Origin of the sequence: Thalassospira sp. MIT1004 (assembly GCF_001858545.1) — a bacterium.
In the GTDB taxonomy this organism is placed as follows: domain Bacteria; phylum Pseudomonadota; class Alphaproteobacteria; order Rhodospirillales; family Thalassospiraceae; genus Thalassospira; species Thalassospira xiamenensis.
Map to the genome: position 1 here is coordinate 78,347 of NZ_MCAO01000042.1, position 20,136 is coordinate 98,482.

18 protein-coding genes are annotated in these 20,136 nt (G+C 53.2%); 8 read left to right on the plus strand and 10 right to left on the minus strand.

Translation table 11 applies throughout. The annotated features are described in order from the left end of the window. Nucleotides 1–36 precede the first annotated feature (36 nt). The gene (locus BC440_RS14370; RefSeq protein ID WP_071240530.1) at nt 37–1,188 is read right to left on the minus strand and encodes a Xaa-Pro peptidase family protein; all 1,152 of its coding nucleotides are present in this window, start codon (nt 1,186–1,188) and stop codon (nt 37–39) included. Between the two features lie 300 nt (nt 1,189–1,488). Here BC440_RS14370 and BC440_RS14375 point away from each other — a divergent pair, with 300 nt between their 5' ends. From BC440_RS14375 to BC440_RS14390, 4 genes are all read left to right on the plus strand, one after another. Then, nucleotides 1,489–1,674, plus strand: a complete 186-nt coding sequence (locus BC440_RS14375) for a hypothetical protein (protein ID WP_037992343.1) — start codon at nt 1,489–1,491, stop codon at nt 1,672–1,674. 201 nt (nt 1,675–1,875) lie between these two features. Further along, a complete protein-coding gene (locus BC440_RS14380; RefSeq protein ID WP_175484494.1) occupies nt 1,876–2,619 on the plus strand; it encodes a glycerophosphodiester phosphodiesterase family protein in 744 nt (247 codons plus the stop codon). 131 nt (nt 2,620–2,750) lie between these two features. Further along, nucleotides 2,751–3,899, plus strand: coding sequence for an ABC transporter substrate-binding protein (locus tag BC440_RS14385; protein WP_071240343.1), 1,149 nt, complete (start codon nt 2,751–2,753; stop codon nt 3,897–3,899). Nucleotides 3,900–3,929: 30 nt separating this feature from the next. Continuing rightward, on the plus strand, nt 3,930–5,378 hold the full coding sequence (locus tag BC440_RS14390) for a GGDEF domain-containing protein (RefSeq protein ID WP_071240344.1): 1,449 nt from the start codon (nt 3,930–3,932) through the stop codon (nt 5,376–5,378). Between the two features lie 8 nt (nt 5,379–5,386). Here the strand turns inward: BC440_RS14390 and rodA are convergent, their stop codons facing one another. The 7 genes from rodA to BC440_RS14425 all read right to left on the minus strand — a co-directional run bounded on the left by rodA (nt 5,387) and on the right by BC440_RS14425 (nt 14,082). After that, the gene (gene rodA / locus BC440_RS14395) at nt 5,387–6,550 is read right to left on the minus strand and encodes a rod shape-determining protein RodA (RefSeq protein ID WP_007090775.1); all 1,164 of its coding nucleotides are present in this window, start codon (nt 6,548–6,550) and stop codon (nt 5,387–5,389) included. A 4-nt stretch (nt 6,551–6,554) separates the two neighbouring features. Next, nucleotides 6,555–8,441: a penicillin-binding protein 2 gene (gene mrdA / locus BC440_RS14400; protein ID WP_065701926.1), complete on the minus strand. Its 1,887-nt coding sequence runs from the start codon at nt 8,439–8,441 to the stop codon at nt 6,555–6,557. A 183-nt stretch (nt 8,442–8,624) separates the two neighbouring features. Continuing rightward, nucleotides 8,625–9,140, minus strand: coding sequence for a rod shape-determining protein MreD (mreD, locus tag BC440_RS14405; protein ID WP_007090777.1), 516 nt, complete (start codon nt 9,138–9,140; stop codon nt 8,625–8,627). Continuing rightward, complete coding sequence (mreC, locus tag BC440_RS14410) at nt 9,137–10,117, minus strand: rod shape-determining protein MreC (protein ID WP_071240345.1); 981 nt, start codon at nt 10,115–10,117, stop codon at nt 9,137–9,139. Before mreC ends, mreD begins: the two co-directional genes overlap by 4 nt. Nucleotides 10,118–10,242: 125 nt before the next feature. After that, nucleotides 10,243–11,283, minus strand: coding sequence for a rod shape-determining protein (locus BC440_RS14415; protein WP_007090779.1), 1,041 nt, complete (start codon nt 11,281–11,283; stop codon nt 10,243–10,245). A gap of 182 nt (nt 11,284–11,465) precedes the next feature. Then, nucleotides 11,466–12,368, minus strand: a complete 903-nt coding sequence (locus BC440_RS14420; RefSeq protein WP_071240346.1) for an alpha/beta hydrolase — start codon at nt 12,366–12,368, stop codon at nt 11,466–11,468. 163 nt (nt 12,369–12,531) lie between these two features. After that, nucleotides 12,532–14,082: a 2-isopropylmalate synthase gene (locus BC440_RS14425; protein WP_071240347.1), complete on the minus strand. Its 1,551-nt coding sequence runs from the start codon at nt 14,080–14,082 to the stop codon at nt 12,532–12,534. A gap of 628 nt (nt 14,083–14,710) precedes the next feature. On the opposite strand from BC440_RS14425, the gene BC440_RS14430 reads away from it, so the two are divergent. Both BC440_RS14430 and BC440_RS14435 read left to right on the plus strand, forming a co-directional pair. Next, the gene (locus BC440_RS14430; RefSeq protein ID WP_007090782.1) at nt 14,711–15,334 is read left to right on the plus strand and encodes a LysE family translocator; all 624 of its coding nucleotides are present in this window, start codon (nt 14,711–14,713) and stop codon (nt 15,332–15,334) included. A gap of 84 nt (nt 15,335–15,418) precedes the next feature. Beyond that, the gene (locus BC440_RS14435) at nt 15,419–15,736 is read left to right on the plus strand and encodes a hypothetical protein (protein WP_007090783.1); all 318 of its coding nucleotides are present in this window, start codon (nt 15,419–15,421) and stop codon (nt 15,734–15,736) included. An 85-nt stretch (nt 15,737–15,821) separates the two neighbouring features. Here BC440_RS14435 and BC440_RS14440 read toward each other — a convergent pair whose 3' ends face one another. Continuing rightward, nucleotides 15,822–16,856, minus strand: a complete 1,035-nt coding sequence (locus BC440_RS14440) for a hypothetical protein (RefSeq protein WP_071240348.1) — start codon at nt 16,854–16,856, stop codon at nt 15,822–15,824. A gap of 171 nt (nt 16,857–17,027) precedes the next feature. After that, entirely contained in the window at nt 17,028–18,056 is a 1,029-nt protein-coding gene (locus tag BC440_RS14445) for a GGDEF domain-containing protein (RefSeq protein WP_063093496.1), read from the minus strand. A gap of 1,060 nt (nt 18,057–19,116) precedes the next feature. On the opposite strand from BC440_RS14445, the gene BC440_RS14450 reads away from it, so the two are divergent. Then, on the plus strand, nt 19,117–19,323 hold the full coding sequence (locus BC440_RS14450; protein ID WP_007090786.1) for a cold-shock protein: 207 nt from the start codon (nt 19,117–19,119) through the stop codon (nt 19,321–19,323). 133 nt (nt 19,324–19,456) lie between these two features. Beyond that, on the plus strand, nt 19,457–20,134 hold the full coding sequence (locus BC440_RS14455) for a 5-formyltetrahydrofolate cyclo-ligase (RefSeq protein WP_071240349.1): 678 nt from the start codon (nt 19,457–19,459) through the stop codon (nt 20,132–20,134). The last annotated feature ends 2 nt before the right edge of the window (nt 20,135–20,136 follow it).

Genomic DNA, 20,136 nt, shown 5'->3' on the forward strand with positions numbered 1-20,136 from the left:
TCGAGCAGGCCTTTTTGTGGAAAACTGCTTTGTATATCAGCGCGTGACCAGGTCGAGTTGATGACGTGATATGGCTTCGTTGCTGGTTTCGGTAACAATTACCGAATGGCCGGGGCACATGGCGATGCCGCTTTCGCTGTCCATCAGGATCATATGCAGGAAGTAAACCATGCCCGGTTCGGCGATCACCGGATTGCCATGATAAAACATCGGCCAGTCCATCCAGTTCGGGGCAAAGGTCGTCCCCATTGAATAACCGCACGCGTTTAGACGGTGGGCTTTCATGCCGCCTGCATCGCAAACCCTGGCATAGGCATCGAATACCTTGCCGATTGGTTCGCCGGGTTTAAGCGCATCGCGGCAGGCGACCATGGCATCCGTTGCGACCTTGTGCATTTCAACGTGGCGCGATGTTGCCTTGCCGATTGGGATGGTGCGCATCATCGCAGCATGATAATGCCGATAGGCTCCCGCCCATTCCAGCGTGATCTGATCCGTGTCAGCCAGATGTTTGCGCCCGGTGAAGTAACGGCAAAGCAGTGCATCGCGTCCGGCACCGATAATGAATTCATTGCCGGGATAATCCCCGCCCCCTTTGAAAATAGCGCCCTGCATGGCGGCCAGTATGTCGCCTTCAAACGCACCTGCATGGACGGTTTCAAGGGCGGCATCCCATGCGTCATCGGCAAGACTGGCGGCGGTGCGGATATAATCGAGTTCCGCCGGGCTTTTGACAACGCGCAGTTCCGATACCAGACGGGATGCATCGGTAAGCGTGCAGAAACCGTCAAGTGCTGCATCAAGCTTTTTACCATTGGCGGCGGTCAACCCATAGGCATCGTATTCAACGCCAAGTTTTTTGCCGCCACAGCCAAACTCCGCCAGCATGTCGCGCAGTTGCAATGCAGGGTTCACATCCGGGCCATCGACCCAGATACGGATATCTTCGATGTCGGATGTATGTTGTGCCTGACGCAAATCTGGTGCGCGGGTAATAAGGGCAATGCGACCGTCAGCACCCAGATACAGGCACTGGAAAAAGACATAACCGAACGTGTCATACCCCGTCAGATAGAACATGCTTTCCTGGCGGAACATCAGCAGGCCATCAAGACCGGCGGCTTCAAGACGTGCAACCGTTTTTGCGCGGCGGGCCGACAGTTCGGCGCGTTCAAAATGCAATGCCATGGGGGCTTCCCTGATTGTGATTGTTGATTTGCCAATGACGCTAACAAACTCCGTGAACACGAAATAGTAAAAAATACGATCCAATGATGTTTTGTTGATAAATTGCAATTGTTGGGCGGCGACCTTTCCGGGATTGTCGTTTCAGATCATGATATTACTGAAAGAAGTCAGTAAATTTTGTTCGAAACCGTAGACATTTTTTTATTCCATCCCACATGAAATGTAATGGCAGTGTCACAAAGGGCATCGAAATTGCCCGATGCCAGTTCCGCTTAAGACCATCCCCCTCAGGAGGCAAAAGTGGCTAGCTATCAGAAATTTTCTGGAAATGCGCCGGCAACGTCATCGCGAGAAAGACAGTTCGAACCGGCCTATGAAAAATGGCGGCGCGACGATCTTTATCACCTTGCCAAGCAGCACGGGATCGAGAACCGCGCGAGTATGTCGACTGACGAACTGGCCCGTGCGTTGCGCGATATTGGTTAGACAGGGCTTCCTTTCGGTGACTTTTGGGTGTCCTGCTGTTTGCGGGACGCCGCATAATTTTCGTGCCTGATATCTTCCGGATGCGGTTTTGGGAGGTAACAGGCAAGGTAACAGTAAGGTTAAATTGACCTGACATGCTTGCTGCGCGCGGGACTGTCGCCCTACCTTCCCTGTGGCCAGTCGAGCCATATGGAGGATCCCGTGAAGCCAGTACAACTTGTTTATCACCGTGGCGACAGCCTTAATGCGCCGGAAAATACCTTTGCCAGCGCCGAAAGTGCGATTGTGGCGGGGGCGGACTATATCGAATTCGATGTGCGTCAGTCCGCCGACGAAGTTCTGTATGTCATGCATGACGCAACCGTGGATCGGACAACCGATGGCACCGGTGCCATTGCGGAAATGACCAGCGCGGAAATTGACCGGCTGGATGCCGGGTCTTGGTTCAATCCGGCATTCGCAGGCGAGCCGGTGCCGCGGCTTGAAGACTTTCTGCGCCGTCTAAAGGGGCGGGTGAAAATATATTGCGAGATCAAGCAGGCAGATGCGGGCAGGGTTGTCGACATGCTTGATGGTTTTGCCTTCGGAAACGACGTTTTTGTCAGTTCTTTTTCTGCCGACATTCGTGACGACCTGCGCCGGATTGCACCGGATATCCGGCGCAATGTGCAGCTTCATATTGCCGGTTCGCTAGAACAGGCGATCCATCATGAACAGGCACATATTTTCGAATTTCTTGAGGAAAATGTGACACGCGACGCAATACATGAAGCAAAGGCGCGTGGTCTTGAGACGATGATTTTCATTGATACACCCAATGCGGAACTTTTTGCCAAACTTGTCGAATGGCAGATTGACTATGTCAATCTGGATTATGCGGCGCTTTTCCGCGCGGTTCAGCAGGAAGTCATGTTGCGTTTGGATGGTGCAGCCCAGTCGATCTGATCCTTCCGTAGGCCAACTTGATTTGACCTTTCGGATATAATTGGTTAATGCGGCGACACTGAAAATAAACAGGCGATCATCGTCCTTTGCACGGTGGGAAAGGCCTGTGACCGGTGTCGAGGGAATAGTCTTTGAAACTTGTAAGCTGGATCGCTGCGCTGTGTGCGATTTTGGGGGGCGCGATGCATGTTGATGCGCGTGACCTGAACAATGTTTCCGAACCGCGCATCGCTTTTATCAATCCGGGTTATGGTGATCGCGGTTTCTGGAAAGACGTGCGCGACACCATGCAGGCCGCAGCCGATCAGTTCGGTTTTGATCTTGTTGTGTTTGACAGTGACCGTGACTGGAAACAGATGGCCGAAAGCGCCAATCGTGTTTTTGCCATGAATCCCCGGCCCGATTACATCATCGCGGTTAATGAACATCAGCAAGGTACCCGGATCGTTCTTGAGGCGCAGGAACGCAGCATCCCGGTTCTGATGCTGCTCAATGATCTGACCGATGAACAAAAGCAGCGATTTGGCCGACCGGGCAGGGAACTCGGCTTCTGGATTGCGACGCTGGTTCCTGATAACGAGCGTGCCGGATTTGAAATTGCCCAGTCGTTGGCTATTGCCGCAAAGGACGCACATAATGGCGGTTTGCGCAAAGACCTTTGCCTTTTGTCTTTGGCCGGGGACAGCATGACACCGGCGTCGCTGCAGCGGCTCCGGGGGCTTGATATGGCATTGGAACAGTATCCCTTGCTTCGTGAACAGCGTCGCCTTGTGGTCAATTGGTCATTTGAGGAGGCCTATCGCAGGACTGCGGAATGGCTTGCCACAGGTGGCTGTCTGGATGCGGTGTGGGCTGCCAATGACAGTATCGCCCTTGGTGCAATCAAGGCGATCGAAGAATTCGGAAAAGTTCCCGGGAAGGATGTCTTTGTTGGCGGCTTGAACTGGTCCACCGAAGGATTGGAAAATGTTGCCAGTGGCAAAATGACGATGACGCATGGCGGACATTTTCTGGCGGGTGCGTGGATTATGGTATTGCTAAAAGATTACCTTGAAGGCATTGAAAAACTGACAACAAATCCCGAAGTATCTTTCGGAATGCAGGCAATAACACGGGATAATTTCGAGACCTACAAGCAGGTTCTTGGCGACCGTGACTGGAATAAGATTGATTTTTCACAGTTCAGCCTTGTCAGCAATCCGGAACAAAGGGACTATCGGTTCAGGATCGAGGAACTGAATTCGGCGCAGGAACGTGATTGGCCAATACCGTCGCGCTGATTGGACTGGCTTTAATGGAAAGGGTGCCGTGTGTCTAAGACAGGAAAGGATACCGTTCAGGACCTGTCTGGACTGAAGCTTGGCAGTTCTGTTGCGACAAGGCAGCTTAAATATTCCCTGTTGGCCGCAATGCTACTTGGTTTTGTTATCACGGCTTTTCAGATTTTCACCGACTATCAATGGCTTGAGGGTGTCTATCAGCAGGCCAACGAGCGTGTTGTTGATAGCAGCTTGCCTGTGGCGGCCGAAGCGGTGACAAAAAAGGATGCAGCATTGGCCGAGGTCATGGCGCGCGGCATGATGCTGCAAAGATCCATTTCCAGTGTCAAAATACAGCTTGGCGATGGCTCCGTTCTTTATCAAAGAAAACGTCCGTTAGGGGAAATTCCAACCTCGCGATGGGCGGAAAAGTTGTTTGGCGGTTTGCAGCAGCTTGAAATCCCGCTTCAAAATGAAAACAACCCGTCTGCCGATGCCCTGGGAACACTGGTCGTTGGCCTGAATCCCCAGGTTTATGTAACTGCGTTCATGTCGCGGTCTGCCTGGTCGTTTTTGGCCAACATGGTTTTTGCGGTCACCATGGCGGTGGTATTTGCCTCGCTCAGTTATTTTGTGTTTTCGCGCCCTTTGGTGAAGCTGGCGCATTACATCGTCAATTCCGATCCGTCGGATGTTAAACGGTCGCTGGATATGCCGCCAACGTACCGTCATGACGATGAAGTGCAATTGCTGAGTTCGGTTACGGTAGGGCTTTTTGGCATGATACGGGGGCAAATCGGGCAGTTGCAGCGCGCGCGTGATGATTTGCAGGACGCAAATGTCAATCTGGAAACGCGGGTTGAAAGTCGGACGCGCGCATTGAATGAAGCCATGGGCAAGCTTGAAGTGCTGGCTTCGACAGATCCGTTGACCGGTCTTGCCAACCGTCGCATTTTTATGATGCGTCTTGAAGAAAACCTTTCGATCTGGAAGCGTCGCGATACGCCGATGAGTATCATTTTGCTCGATATTGATAGGTTCAAGCTTTTGAATGACACCTATGGTCATCAGGCCGGAGATGCGGTTTTGGTATCACTGGCAAAGCTTTTGAAATACAGCCTGCGTGATATCGATTTACCAGCCCGACTGGGCGGGGAAGAATTTGCGGTTCTTCTTCCGGGGGAGGGGGCGGAAGGTGCCATTATCCTTGCAGAGCGTCTTCGGAGCGCGGTTGAACAGGATGCTGTTGCCTTCGGCGGCAAGCATTTGAACTACACGTCAAGTTTCGGGGTGATATCCCTGCCTGCACAGGGAACGGCTGGCAAATTGGATGCGCAAGTTGCCAAAAACGTTGCATTGCTGAAATCCCGCGAAAACACAGATGTTGCCGACATTCTTTATTCGCTGGTCGATGCCGCACTTTATCAAGCCAAGGAAACAGGGCGAAATCGCTGTGTGCCTGTCGACCTTGCCAATCTGGCCGATCAGATCAGCGCCTGAGTTGAGGTCTATTGACGGCCGTCGTCATTTCCCTGTCTTGAAATCCGTATATCGCGGTGGATTGATACACTCATCAGAAGGCCAAAGCTGACAAGAATGGTCATCATCACCGTGCCGCCGTACGATACCAGCGGCAACGGAACACCGACCACAGGGATAAGTCCCATCACCATGGCGATGTTGATGAAGACATACAGGAAAAAGGTCGAGGTGATCCCGATTGCGACAAGGCGACCGAACTGGTTGCGGCACCGAAGCGCAATCACATAACCATACATGATTACCATGGTATAAAGCAGCAGCAACGCCAATCCGCCAACCAGCCCGAACTCTTCACCCAGCATGGTAAAGATAAAGTCTGTCTGTTTTTCCGGCAGGAAGTTCAGATGGCTTTGTGATCCCAGCATATAACCCTTGCCAAACAGGCCGCCGGACCCAAGGGCAATCTTTGACTGGGTAATGTGATAGCCCGCGCCAAGCGGATCATTTTCAGGGTTCAGGAACGTCAGAACGCGGTTTTTCTGATAATCGCGCAGAAACTGCCAGCCGATGGGAATGATTGCCAGAACCGCGCCAAGTATCAGGGCGAATTTCCACATCCGAACCCCGGCAAGCCAGAAGATGACGCCGCCACCGGCAATCAGCAATAGGGCAGTACCCAGATCAGGCTGGCGCAACACCAGTGCCGCAGGAGCCAGAACCATTAAAAGTGGCGGTATCAAAAGCGGAATGCGCCCCACTTCTTCGACAGTCAGGCCGTGGAAATAACGCGCAAGTGCCAGCACAAGCGAGATTTTCATCAGTTCGGATGGTTGCAACTGGAAGAAACCAAGATTGATCCAGCGTTGCGCCCCCATGCCAATATCCCCCTTGATTTCAACCCCAATCAGAAGGATCAGCGCGACGAAATAGGAAAAATAGGCAAGTTTCAACCAGACACGGACATCGGTAACCGCGATGCCAATCATCACGATGGCGCCAACAGCAAAACGCATCATCTGACGTTCCGCCCATGGTTCAACCGAACCGTTGGCCGCCGAATACAGCATGGCAAAACCGATCCCCGCCAGTGTGGAAATCAGCAATACCAACGTCCAGTTAAGCATTAAAAGACGGCGACCGATTGGCACGTAATCCGGATCTTCGCCGATACGATATCTGCGGCTTGCCATCGTTCTAGCCTTCTTCTTCGCGGTCTGTCTGTGACGGGTGCGATAATTGCGCGGTGGATTGAATGTTGGCCGCCGATATGCCTGGGCGTGCAGATTTCAGTTCCTGCGCCTTGATCAGAATGTCACGTGCAATCGGTGCAGCGATGCCTGAACCGGATCCACCGTGATCCACAACAACCGCGCAGGCATAGCGGGGATTGTCGACCGGTGCAAAGGCAACAAACAGCGCATGATCACGGTATTTCCACGGCAGATCATTGTTATCAAGAACCCCGGTGGTTTGGCGTTCGCGCATGGTAATGCGGCGGACCTGACTGGTGCCTGTCTTACCGGCCATCTCCATGCCCTTGATATCAATCCGCGACCGATGTGCCGTGCCGCGCAATTCGTTGGTGACACCATTCATGCCGTCGCGAATACGCGCCAGATGGGCACGGTTGACCTGAAGTTCGGGGAATTCCTCATTCGCCCGGCTGGTGATGCCTTCTGCGGTGACATGATCGCGTGTCAGATGCGGCTTAACAGCCTTGCCCGATGCGATGCGTGCAACCATGGTCGCGAGTTGCAATGGCGTTGCCAGAACGTATCCCTGACCGATTGACGAAATCAGGGTTTCACCACCCTGCCAGCGTTTGCCGAGCTGGATTTCCTTCCAGTCCTTGGTCGGGATCAGGCCGGAACGTTCATTGGGAAGGTCGATACCGGTCAATTCGCCAAGGCCCAGTTTATTGGCCATGGCGGCGATACGGTCGATGCCGATCTTTTGCGATATTTCATAGTAATAAACATCGCAGGAATGTTTCATCGAGTCATGCATATCGACCCAGCCATGCCCGCCACGTTTCCAGCAATGGAACCGTGCATTGCCAAGATCAAGATGACCCGGGCAGAAGAAACGCTGATTGGCTGTAACCACACCGGCTTCAAGTCCGGCAAGGGCGACACACATCTTGAATGTCGAACCCGGTGCATAGGTCCCGGTGACGGCCTTGTTAGACAGTGGTGCGTATTCGTTATTGACCAGACTGTTCCATAGCTTGTGCGAAATGCCGTTGGTAAAGGCGTTCGGGTCGTATGTCGGATGCGATGCCATCGCAAGCACTTCGCCGTTATGAATATCAAGCACAACGGCAGATGCGCTTTCCTTGTTTGACAGGCGCTGGTTGGCGTAACGCTGCAATTCAAGATCAAGGGTCATGACAACCGTGTTGCCACTGTCGCCTTCTTCGCGGTCAAGTTCGCGGATGACACGGCCAAGTGCATTGACTTCGACCTGGCTGGTGCCAGCACTGCCGCGAAGTGCCAGATCGTAAACTTTCTCGATCCCGCTTTTGCCAATCCGGAACCCGGGCAGTTCAAGCAATGGATCGCCGGTCAGTTCTTTTTCCGACACGGCCGCCACATAGCCCAAAGTATGCGCCAGATGCGGACCTTCGGGATAATCGCGCGAACGACCGGCATCAATGATCAGACCGGGCAGGTCCGGGGCGTTAACGCCGACGCGTGCAACTTCTTCCCAAGTTAAATTGTCGCGCACCGTAACCGGGACAAAGGACCGTCTGCGCGCGACGTCACGTTCAACCCGTTCGATGGTGTCGGGGCCAAGTTCGATGATCTGACCCAGAATTTCCAGGGTCCTCCGAACATCCTGCGCCTGTTCGCGAACGATCATGATGTGATAGTTCTGCCGGTTTACCGCGACCGGAGCACCAAAACGGTCGGTAATCAGGCCGCGCGGTGGCGGCAAAAGGCGATGGGATATCCGGTTTTCATCGGCAAGGACCCTGTAACGGTCGCTTTCCATTACCTGCAGATAGTACATGCGTGCGGCAAGACCGGTCAGCAATATACCCTGCCCCGCGCCGAGCATCAGGGCGCGGCGGGTAAACATGCGATATCTGTCTGAGTCACGGTGCCACATCGGCGTCGTCAAACCTGCTGGTCGGAGTGCCCCGACGGAATTCCGGAAACTTGCGTGCCCGTTTTATCCTGTGCGGTGCATGTTGAAAACTGTCTTTCAAACATAGCCGGTAGCTATTGCCAAAACATCAATATTGATCCAGCTGGTGCTGTTCTAGATATGGCGCAGAAGCGTATTTTGCGCCCGTGCCAGAACCCATGCAACAAGCGGGAAAAGTGCCGCAGTCAGTACATAGCTAATCAATGTCGACTTGATCGGCAAGAAGGCCCCGATTAATGCCGAACTCAAAAGCCACTGAACCAGCAGTGCCGGGATCGCGACCAACGCAAAACCCCACCACATTACGCTGAACGGCTTGTTATGGAAAAAACGGCCCTGGCTTGCAGATCCGGTCTGCACGAGCAGCAAGACCAGCGAACTGACGCCAAGGGGCAGGCCTGTCAGCAAATCCTGCAACAGTCCAAGAAAGAATGCCGTCAGCGCGGTTAGCAAATCCGGGCGGTTCACCGACCAGTAAAATACAGCCATCAAAGGCAATGCAGGTGATGCGGTGCTGAGCAATGGCACGCTGATCGGCAGCAGATTAAACAGCAACAGAATGAAAACGCTGAATGCCGGAAACAAGCCTCGCGCAATGATATCCAGCCTGTGCCAGACACCGGGCTTCACGGAAGTCGATCCGTTGGCTGTGCGGGGCCAAGCGTTGGCATATTTGCTGCCGCATCGTTCCCGTCATTGGGTACGATGCCAACACCGTTGGGGATAACGCCATCATTCTGCTGATCACGGCGCATGGCCTGATCGCTCAGGATGCCTTGCAGGCCATAATCCGCGACGCGCAGATATTCAAGTTGGTGGCGGCGGAACAGTGGCGCGACACGCACGGCATTTTCCGAAACGGATGAAACGACACCAACCGGAATGCCAGGCGGGAAGGCACCACCATGACCGGATGTCAGAATGCGATCACCCGGCGCAACCGCCGCATCCGCAGTCAGGAAGGTCAAAAGCGGGCGGTCTGTGTTGTCGCCCGACAGAAACGCACGGTCACGCGAATTTTCAACAATCACCGGGACGCGTGAATTGATGTCTGTAATCAACAGAACGCGCGAAGCCTGATAGCCTGCTTCGGCAACACGTCCGACAAGCCCTTCGTCGGACATAACTGCCTGTCCTTTGATCACGCCATCGCGCGAACCGGCCGATACCATCAGGCTGTGCGCATAGGCACCGCCCATATCGGCAATCACGCGGGTGGTGACAAGGCGCAATGGCGGCGGGCTTGTATAATCGGCAAGGTCGCGCAGGCGGGCATTTTCATGCGCTAGATTACGGGCAACCTGCTGCCACGCCAGCAATTCGCGGTTTTCGCGACGCAGGCGTTCGTTCTGTTCATAGAGATTGAAGATATTGGTCGCCTGTTCCGTCAGCTCGTTGATGCTGGCGGCGGGACGGGAAACAACATTCATGATCGGGGATACAAGATCGGCCGAAGCGGCTCGTATCCTTTCGATCAGAACGGTATCAGCCTTGCCCAGAAGCATAAGGCCAAACGCCGAAACGATCAGAAGGATGAAGGCGAAGCGGTGAAGCGCCGTACGTAACGGCGAAAAGATACGCTGCTGCGGACCGCCATGCTGAGCCACTATATTCCCCGCATTAGATCAGAAAAGTTGTCCCGAAATCCCCGTGGGATATTCAACCTTAACGAAATCACCGAGTCGCGTCCAGTCAGGACATGACCCGGTGAGATGTTTTTTGCCATTTCGCCTTAGTAGGCGGTGTGCAACACGTTGCGAAGCATCTTCTTTTCTTCGAGTGCACGACCCGTACCAAGCGCAACGCAGGACAGGGGATCATCGGCAATCGAAACCGGAAGACCGGTTGCATGGCGCAGGACATAGTCCAGATTGCCAAGCATTGCGCCACCACCGGTAAGAACGATACCCTTGTCGACGATGTCGGCTGCCAGTTCCGGCGGGGTCTGTTCAAGGGCGACTTTCACCGCCTCGATGATTGCCGAAACAGGTTCTGCAAGGCTTTCTGCGATCTGGCGTTCGGAAATGATCAGTTCCTTCGGAACGCCATTCATCAGATCACGGCCACGGATTTCAACCGTTGCACCATCACCATCGTCTGGTGCGCAGGCCGAACCGATTTCTTTCTTGATGCGTTCTGCGGTGCTTTCACCTACCAGCAGGTTATGGGTGCGACGGATATAGGCGATGATCGCCTCGTCCATCTTGTCGCCACCAACACGCACCGAACGGGCATAAACGATACCGCCAAGCGACAGGACTGCGACCTCGGTGGTGCCACCGCCGATGTCGACAACCATGGAGCCGGTCGGCTCGGTGACCGGAAGACCCGCGCCAATGGCGGCTGCCATCGGTTCGTCAATCAGCCAGACCTTGCGGGCGCCGGCACTTTCAGCACTTTCCTGAATGGCGCGGCGTTCAACGGCGGTCGAGCCAGACGGAACGCAAATGATGACTTCCGGGCTTGCGAAGTTGCGACGGCCATGCACTTTACGGATAAAGTGTTTGATCATCTCTTCGGCGATGTGGAATTCGGCAATCACGCCATCGCGCAGCGGGCGAATGGCCTGAATGTAACCGGGCGTACGCCCGAGCATCTGCTTAGCTTCTTCCCCGACGGCAAGTACCTGTTTCTTGCCTTTTTCGTCGGTGATGGCTACCACGGATGGTTCGTTAAGGACGATGCCACGCCCTTTGACGTAAACCAGTGTGTTGGCGGTGCCCAAATCCACCGCCATGTCGGAGGATAAAACCCCAAGAAGCTTGGAAAACATTCCTGCCCTATGCCCCGGTTAATAGTAAAATCTTGAATACGAATGTACCGGCTTTGATAGCGTAACGCGCCAGTCGATGCACGAATAATCTGCTCAGGGAATTGAGGAATAATTAAGACGGGTCACAAGACTTGAAATAAGATGCAAAAAGATGATCCGCCATATGGTGTTGGCGTTTTCATTCAAGGTTTATCTTCCTTGAGAATTATTCCAGTTTTAAGTAGGAAATCCATGATCAGGGCAGTTGTCTCGGGGCCGGTTTCCACTTTCAGAAATTTGCGAGTCGCTTGTTTTTCCGGTGTTTCATTGCTTTGAAGCATCTTAAACATTACCGGTTCGCGATCCGCATGCAGGTCCCGATCCATGCGCCACTGGCACCATGCCGGCGGGTTTAGCCGATCCCCCGTTACCGTCACCAGCAATGCGGGAACGAAATTATCCATTTCCGACATGCATTGGGCACGCAGTCCCACCATCGAGACGAACCGCTGATCAAATCGTTTGGCGTGACCGTGGCGATAGATCGCGAATTGGGCGGCAGCCGCACCGTATCCGTAACCGAAAATCGCAATCCGATCAGGATCGATACCATCCTGTCCTGCCAGATACTCAAGCGCGCTTAGTGCATCAAAGGCCCAATAGGTCACGCCGTGTTTCGGATTATCAAGTGTTCCGGCCGTGCAATAGCTTTGCGAAGGGTGGGCTTTTCCGGGCGATATGCGAAGAACCGCAAGGCCTGCATCATGCAGCGCGGTAATCCAGTCTTCCGGAAAACGGTCGTCACAATCAGGAACAGCAATTACCGCTGCGGTTTTAGCGTTTTCATCCACAGGCGGGTAATAGAGGCCGGGAATATCGAATTGCAGGCTGCTATCGACATCAGGAATGGCTTTTCCCGCGTCAATCAAACGCTGCCGCAGTCCGCTTACCGGATAAGGTTGAGATGGTATGTCGATTTTCTGCACATCATTAATCGCAGCGGCTTTTGCGTGTGGCGTCATAGCGACAATTACGACTGCACAAAACGCCAATACCGTAATGGCTACAGATCGGTGATGAAACTGAAGGACAGGCTGCATGGTCATGGCTTTGGCCCCTTCGTTCAAGAGGCATAATGTATCACAGAATGCGCGGGTTCACAGCGATCTTACCTGCTAAACAGCGGGGGCACCTGACGGAAACCGGGCCTGAAACGGAAAAAGGGGCGGCAAATACCACCCCTTTATTCTCAAAATGCAGAATGCCTGATCAGGAAGCCATGGCGTCCGGTGCCGTTTTCTGGCTTTTCTCGATCAGCTTGTTGACCGCGGTGACATAGGCCACGCAGGATGCGACAACGGTGTCGGTATCCGATGCATTGCCAACCACGGTGCGGTCTTCACCATCCAGCTTGACGGTAACCGTACCCTGTGCGTCCGTGCCTTCGGTGACAGCATGAACCTGATAGAGTTTCAGCTTCCAGTCATGGGGATAGATTGCCTTGATGGCGTTGAAGGTTGCATCAATCGGGCCATCGCCGGTGGTTTTGGCAGTGCGGGTTTCCCCATTCACATTCAGTTCCAGTTCGGCGGTCTGCGGACCTTTGGAGCCACAGGTGACAGCCAGCGATACGAACTTGATATGTTCGTTATCACGCATGCCATCATCGACCAGTGCGACGATGTCGTCGTCATAGACTTCTTTCTTCTTGTCGGCCAGTTCCTTGAAGCGGGCGAACGCGTCTTCGATGGCATTGTCGCCCAGTTCGGCAAAGCCCAGTTCCTTGAGCTTTTCCTTGAAGGCATGACGGCCGGAATGCTTGCCCATCACCAGACTTGATTTGTTCAGGCCGATGCTTTCCGGTTTCATGATTTCATAGGTTTCGGAATTCTTCAGGAAGCCGTCCTGATGAATGCCGCTTTCATGGGCGAAGGCGTTTGCGCCGACAATCGCCTTGTTCGGTTGGACGACGAAGCCCGACACAGCCGACACCAGGCGTGATGCGTTCATGATTTTGGTTGAATCGATCCCGGTTTCATACGGGAAGGCATCGTTGCGCGTTTTCAGCGCCATGACGATTTCTTCCAGTGCCGCGTTGCCTGCGCGTTCGCCCAGACCGTTGATCGTGCATTCGATCTGGCGAGCACCAGCATGGACAGCCGCCAGCGAGTTTGCAACCGCCATGCCCAAATCGTTGTGGCAGTGAACCGACAGGATCGCCTCGTCGATATTTGGCACACGGTTAAACAGCATGGTCATCAGGTCGGCGTACTCGGTAGGGGTGGTGTAGCCAACCGTATCGGGGATGTTGATGGTGGTCGCGCCGGCATCAATCGCGGCTTCAACGCAACGGCACAGGAAGTCATGCTCGGTGCGCGATCCGTCCTCGGCCGACCATTCAACGTCGTCGGTAAATTTGCGTGCCAGTGTAACACTTTCAATCACCTTTTCCAGAACGCGTTCCGGTTCCATCTGCAATTTGAATTTCATATGCAGGGGGCTTGTGGAAATGAAGGTGTGGATGCGTTTGTTTTCTGCCGGTTCCAATGCTTCGGCGGCCCGTTCGATGTCGCCTTTGGCCGCGCGGGCCAGCGAACAGATGGTCGGGCCCTTGATTTGTTTGGCGATTTCATTGACTGACCGGAAGTCGCCATTCGATGCGATGGCAAAGCCTGCCTCGATGATGTCGACTTTCATTTCTGCCAATGCGTGTGCCACACGCAGTTTTTCATCGAGCGTCATTGATGCACCCGGGGACTGTTCGCCGTCACGCAGGGTGGTGTCAAAAATGATGACGCGATTGTCGTTAGCACTAGCCATTACCGTAATTCCTGATCAAGCGGGACTTTGCCCGAAATTTGAAACGTCAATTTGGAAAGAGTGCGGGCCTTGTGGCGCGACTTGTTCCCCTGAGCTGCGGTAAATGGATTGACCTATTTGGTAATCCGAACCGTCTTCGTACGCTCAGGGGCGGGTAAGTCGTAGCGACCCGAGCGCTGCGAGACCAAGGAGACCGAGAATTAGGTTTAGAGCAGACAGCACAAAGGCACCCGAAGCATCGGCTTCGGTGCGATCGGCAATTGCAGGAATGTTGCAAATGTCTGCGGTCATCGGTCTTCATCAAATGGTATCGAAGTGCCAGGCTGTGCTGGCGACTCACCCAATTTCATCGGACGGCCCGCCAAGGTCAAGTAATTTTTGTATCTTTGATGCGCTTTTAAGGGTGGAAATTAGCGCGGCGGTATTGTCGCGGGCCCATATGGCGGCGTGCAGCATAGGATAGAGCTACATTGATCAAATACGAGAATGGCAAACCACCCAAGCCAAAGATTGCGCTTGAAGTGTTCAAATTCTTGGTTATCTGTTGCAGTATCGATGCGAAATGCCCCAGAAAATTTTCCGATAACGTTTCGTATCAAGTGCCGCCACCAACTTACGGATATACACGATGGTAAGCCTGTCTTTGATCGGGGCCTTTATCCCGACGGCCTTCTTTGTCTCGATCACGCCGGGCATGTGCATGACCCTTGCGCTGACAATGGGAATGACGATTGGCGTGCGCCGTACCGTCTGGATGATGATGGGCGAACTTGTCGGCGTGGGGATTGTCGTGGTGGCCTCGGCCCTTGGCGTTGCAACGGTGATGCTGGAATATCCGGCGGTCTTTGCTGTTTTCAAATATGTGGGTGGCGCCTATCTGGCGTGGCTGGGTATCCAGATGTGGCGTTCGCGAGGACGCATGGCATTTAACGCTGAAATTGATGCCTCCCGCCCGGCAACACCGTTTGCGCTTGCTTCTCAGGGGTTTGTGACTGCGATTGCCAATCCGAAGGGCTGGGCGTTTATGGTGGCTCTATTGCCACCCTTTATCAGTCTGGATCATGCTATCGCGCCGCAGCTTTCCGTGCTGGTGGCAATCATTCTGGTGACAGAACTGATTTGCATGACGCTTTATGCGACCGGCGGCCGGTCGTTGCGACACTTTCTGGAAAAAAGCGGCAATGTCCGTATCCTTAATCGGATCGCCGGGACGCTGATGATTGCGGTCGGGATTTGGCTGGCGTCAAGCTAGGGGCCTATTTGTTTGTAAAACCTCTTTAAATCGGATTATCCTGCCTTATATCGTTGTATAAGTTTATTTGCAGGAAGAGCCATTATGCGCGAATTGCGCTGCATCATTTTCGAGGAAAGCGAGCTGATCAAGGCGCTGGTCGGATATCGCCGCCGCACCGGAAAGCCGTTGCCGCCCGGTCAGATCGGGAGGCTCGAAATTGAAAAATCTCCTGAAATTGCCGCGCGGCTCAATATCATTGCCGATCATGGTGACCCGATAATTGTCCCGGCGGCAGGTGCAGAACTGGCGGCAGCCCTGATTGCCTATTGCATTGATGTGCGCGTGCCGGTACCGGCATCTTCGAAAAAGTCGATTACCATGATTGATGGGCATGTCGCGCTAAAGATCATGAAGCAATAGGGACGACTTTAACGCCCAAAAGAAAAAGCGCGGCATTGGCTGCGCTTTTGCAATTGAGGGCAGGGCGATCAAGGTCGGATCAGTGTTACCACTGCATCATCTTGCCTTTGAGAGCGCCCATGCGTTCGTCTTCATTCTTGAAGCTTTGGCCTGCGGCAATCCCGTCCTGCACCTTTGTCATCATCAGCCATTCCTTGACCTTCATGAAACGTGGGGCAAGGAACTGATATGTATCGCGGACCAGACGCACCGCCGGTGCGCCCCGTTCCAGTGCCATCGTATCCCAGCGTTCAAAAAGCGGTTCCCATGCCCGCAGACGGCGATACAGATCATCGCGCTTGTTGCGGATATACTGGCGCTGGGTCGTGAAGTTACGCAGGACTGACATGATTTCGCCGGTATTGGCGTCAATCTCGTCAAAGCTGGTTTCAAACTTTTTCATCGCATCATCAATAAGGCGAATGACCTGTGTGACCGTTTCCAGAACGCCCTTTTCATGTGCATAGATACGGCGCAGTTCCTGCAGCTTCGTGTCGATCTTTTTCACATTGCGGTACTTGTCGCGCAGCGTTTCGACATAAGAAAGTTCCTCGGCGACCTGATGAACCAGATTGACGACTTCCTCGCGGTTTTCGCGGCCGATATTGAGTTTATCGGCGACTTCGTCGAATGCCTGATTGATCTTTTTCTTGGTGCCGGGGTCTTCGGCGATCTGCATCAGCTGTTCGGGATCAGTGATCAGTTCTTCATTCCCGGACATCCAGGTGACAAGCTGCATGGTCAGGCGGTTATAGGCGATTGCACGGTGATCTTCATCGACATCCCACGACGCCTCGCCCGTCAGAACTTCGAGCGGCAAATCATCGCCGGGGCGCAGCACATTGACGAAATCCAGTGACTTGTCGACAAGGCCGATCAGTTCACCATCATTTGAATCCGGGTCGATCCCGAATTCCTTGCAAACCGCCTTAAGGGGCAGGGATACAACCGATCCTTCGGCCATTTTCAGCACAAAAAGAGCCTCTTCCGAAAGGTCGGACTTTTGGAAATGGCATTCCTCGAACGATTTGAAGACCTTGTGTTCAAGATCAAGTTTCCGTTCGCGCATCGGTTTGTTCATTTATTTGCTCCGCCCGGATTGGTACTGCTGGTCTGATTTATCGTCAGCTCCTGCGATAGGGCTGACGGTCAGTTTATTGCAGCAGCCCCCGGGACTGGTAGTGTCCATATTCTCATACCGATAAGGTTGGGAGAACGTATCGATGTTTCCAGTCTCAACCTGACAGATATGTCACATTATCATAATGCAGGTATTTCTGCCTTCCTGTTTGGCTTGATAAAGGGCGCCGTCAGCACGGTCAACAAACTCCAGTATATTCTCGCCAAGCTTATAAGACGTCAAGCCGATTGAAACGGTTAACTTACCGAAATCCTTGCCTGTTTTCTTGTTGATAATTCTTTGACCTGAAACATTGTCGCGCAATTTGTTGGCAAGCTTCGTGGCGTTTTCCAATGTCGTATCGGGCAGGATGACGGCAAATTCTTCGCCACCGTAACGCGCAACGGTATCCGCCCCTTTGGTCGAATTGACCAGAACCCGTGCAACAGCCTTCAAAACCCCGTCCCCGGCACGATGGCCGTGATTGTCATTGAAGTTTTTGAAATGATCAATATCGATCATCAAAAGGCTTAACGGGGCGCCGGTTTCCATCGTTGTCGTGACCGCATCACGAAGCGATGCATCAAAATTCTTACGGTTGGCTATCCCGGTCAGGGTATCGGTCAATGCATCACGGCGGACCAGTTCCAGTTCGCTGCGAACCCGGCGAACTTCATTGTGGTACTCGTCAAGGCAACCGTTGAATTCACTATAACGGCCATGCGCATCGCGGGTGGCACTTGAAAGTCCGCGTGTGACATCGCGCGCGATTTCAAGCGTGATATCGTCCGAGCTTAACCGATCTGACGCATTGTCGAGATGCTCGCAGAAGCCTTCGGTTTCACGAAGGACGCTGTGAACAGCTTCTTCGACCCGTTCTACCGCAGCCTGTAATCCTTCGACCCCCATATTCAGTCGTTGTTGCAGGGCATGTGTGCCAAGGAATTTGTGGTAAATCCGGAAAACGGTTTCTTCATCCAATTCCTGAGTGTTGCGGATCAAGACCTTGATCAGTTGGCTCAGTTCGGGAATCTCATCGGTCAGATAGCTGTAAAATACGTGATAAACCTGCGGCGTGGGCTGCAGATTCAACTCGGAGATCAGCGTCATGACATTGTGCGCAATGTCGCGTGGATTGGCGATCTTTGTCGTGGCAGTCAATTTATGTTTTCCGATCCGGTCTTCGGCTTAACCTTTTTACCAACTGCTTATGTCCCAATCCGTCCGGAATTATCCGGTTTGCTCGTTTTTTTAATATGTTGTGACTGCGTGCTGCTTTTCACACATTTATTTCTATCTTCAACCGAATTGCCTCTGCTTGTCACGAGAAACCGCGTCAACAATTATGACAAAATCGAACATTCGAAATACGAACGGACAGGGACGCCAGAAATCCTAACGGCTACAGGTGGTTGGTTCTTTTGATTGAATATTGATGTTTTATATTCCCGTTTTATTGTTCGGGGAAAGCATCGTGTATTTGCGGGTGGTACTTCGTGTGGAGCCGGGGCAAGCGCCATGTGATTCGCTTTTGGCCTCTCGTTTGGTTTTGGAAAACTATCGAGGGACTCGGTGCAATAAAGTGATTTCTGACATATGGTGGGGCATTGAAAAACAATCTTTCTATGTTCAATTTTGTGAAAATGTTCACATTTGGCCGTTGCGCCTGATGCGACGGATGGCCCGCTCTGTTGCTTGTTAAATCCGGTATGGCCAGATTGATCCGGCCTGCCTTCTTGCGTGTGGGGGGGCTGAATGGGAATGGTGAAGGATCTGAGGTCGGAAAAATGTGGTTCGAATAATGCCGCTTCCGTCTGAAGCCAAGGGAAATACAAGCGTTTGGGCCGGGTTCACTGATCTTGATCAGGTTGCCAGGCGGTAGCTTGTCACGACAAGGCAGGTCAAAATTGAAATTCGTTCGAAATCAATGTGCCCCCCCGGCGCGATCAGGTTGTGCTGAAAGTTGAACGTCGATCAGCAAGCAATATTCGCAAAATACCGGCTAACCATCAGGGTTGAATAAAGAACTTCAAACACGAATTCGTTGCGTGAAGGTCCAAATTCGCGTAAATGTTGAAACGATGCAGTGCATCTTTGGTCTGTGTTGTTGCCTTCTGGTTGAGGTTTCTAACGCTGGTTCAAAAGCGTATTGCAGGGACGTAACTTAAGCATTTTCCGCGCTTGGGAAATGCGATTACCAAAACTAAGGACGACTACGGATATGGCTACCGGAACGGTTAAGTGGTTCAATGCGACCAAGGGTTATGGCTTCATCACCCCGGACGAAGGCGGCAAGGATGCATTCGTGCACATCACCGCTGTTCAGCGCGCTGGTTTGCAGGGACTTGATGAGGGTCAGAAGGTTCAATTCGAGCTGATTGAAGGTCGTAACGGCCGCATGTCGGCAGAAGAACTCTCCATCATGTAATTTGATTTTGGATTGCAGCTTTTGCTGACAACCGTTAACGCGCCGGTCTCCGGCGCGTTATTCGTTTCAGGGCCTTTTTGCGTTAAATTTGTCTATCACGCCCGTTTCCGACATCGCCATCAGGTTACGCCCCATGACCCGGATCATTTTGCCCGCCCCGCCTAATGTTTCAGACGATGCCGTAATATCTGAGTGGCGCAAGAGTGTGCGCAAGAAGTTGCTGGCATGGCGCGGCAGTATCGATCCGGCCATCCACAGGCAATGGTCCGTATCCGTTTGCAATGGAATGACGGCCATTCTTGCCGAACGGCCAAAGGCGACGGTCGGCTTTTACTGGCCGATCCAGAATGAAATCGATCTGCGCCCGGTGATTGTCGATCATATCGCGCGCGGCGGAAAGGCTGCCTTGCCAGTCGTACCGGCTAAGGCACAGCCGATGATTTTTCATGATTGGACACCGCAAACCGAAATAGCCCCGGGCTTTGCAAGCATTCCCGAACCGGTCGGGACCAAAGAAGCCGTGCCTATCCATGTCATGATCGCGCCACTGGTCGGATTTGACGGTCGTGGCTATCGGTTGGGATATGGTGGCGGATTTTTTGACCGGACACTTGCCGCGATGGCGGTTCGTCCACTTGTTATCGGTGTCGGCTTTGAAGCCACGCGCATCGCCGATATCTTTCCCCATGAATATGACATTCCGGTCGATATCATCCTGACCGAGGCTGGCATACGCCCGGTAAGCGAAAAGGCAACCGGCGATTTCAACAGGGCGGAGGGAGCGTCGCCGCCCTGCTTCCTGTCATCCTGAGC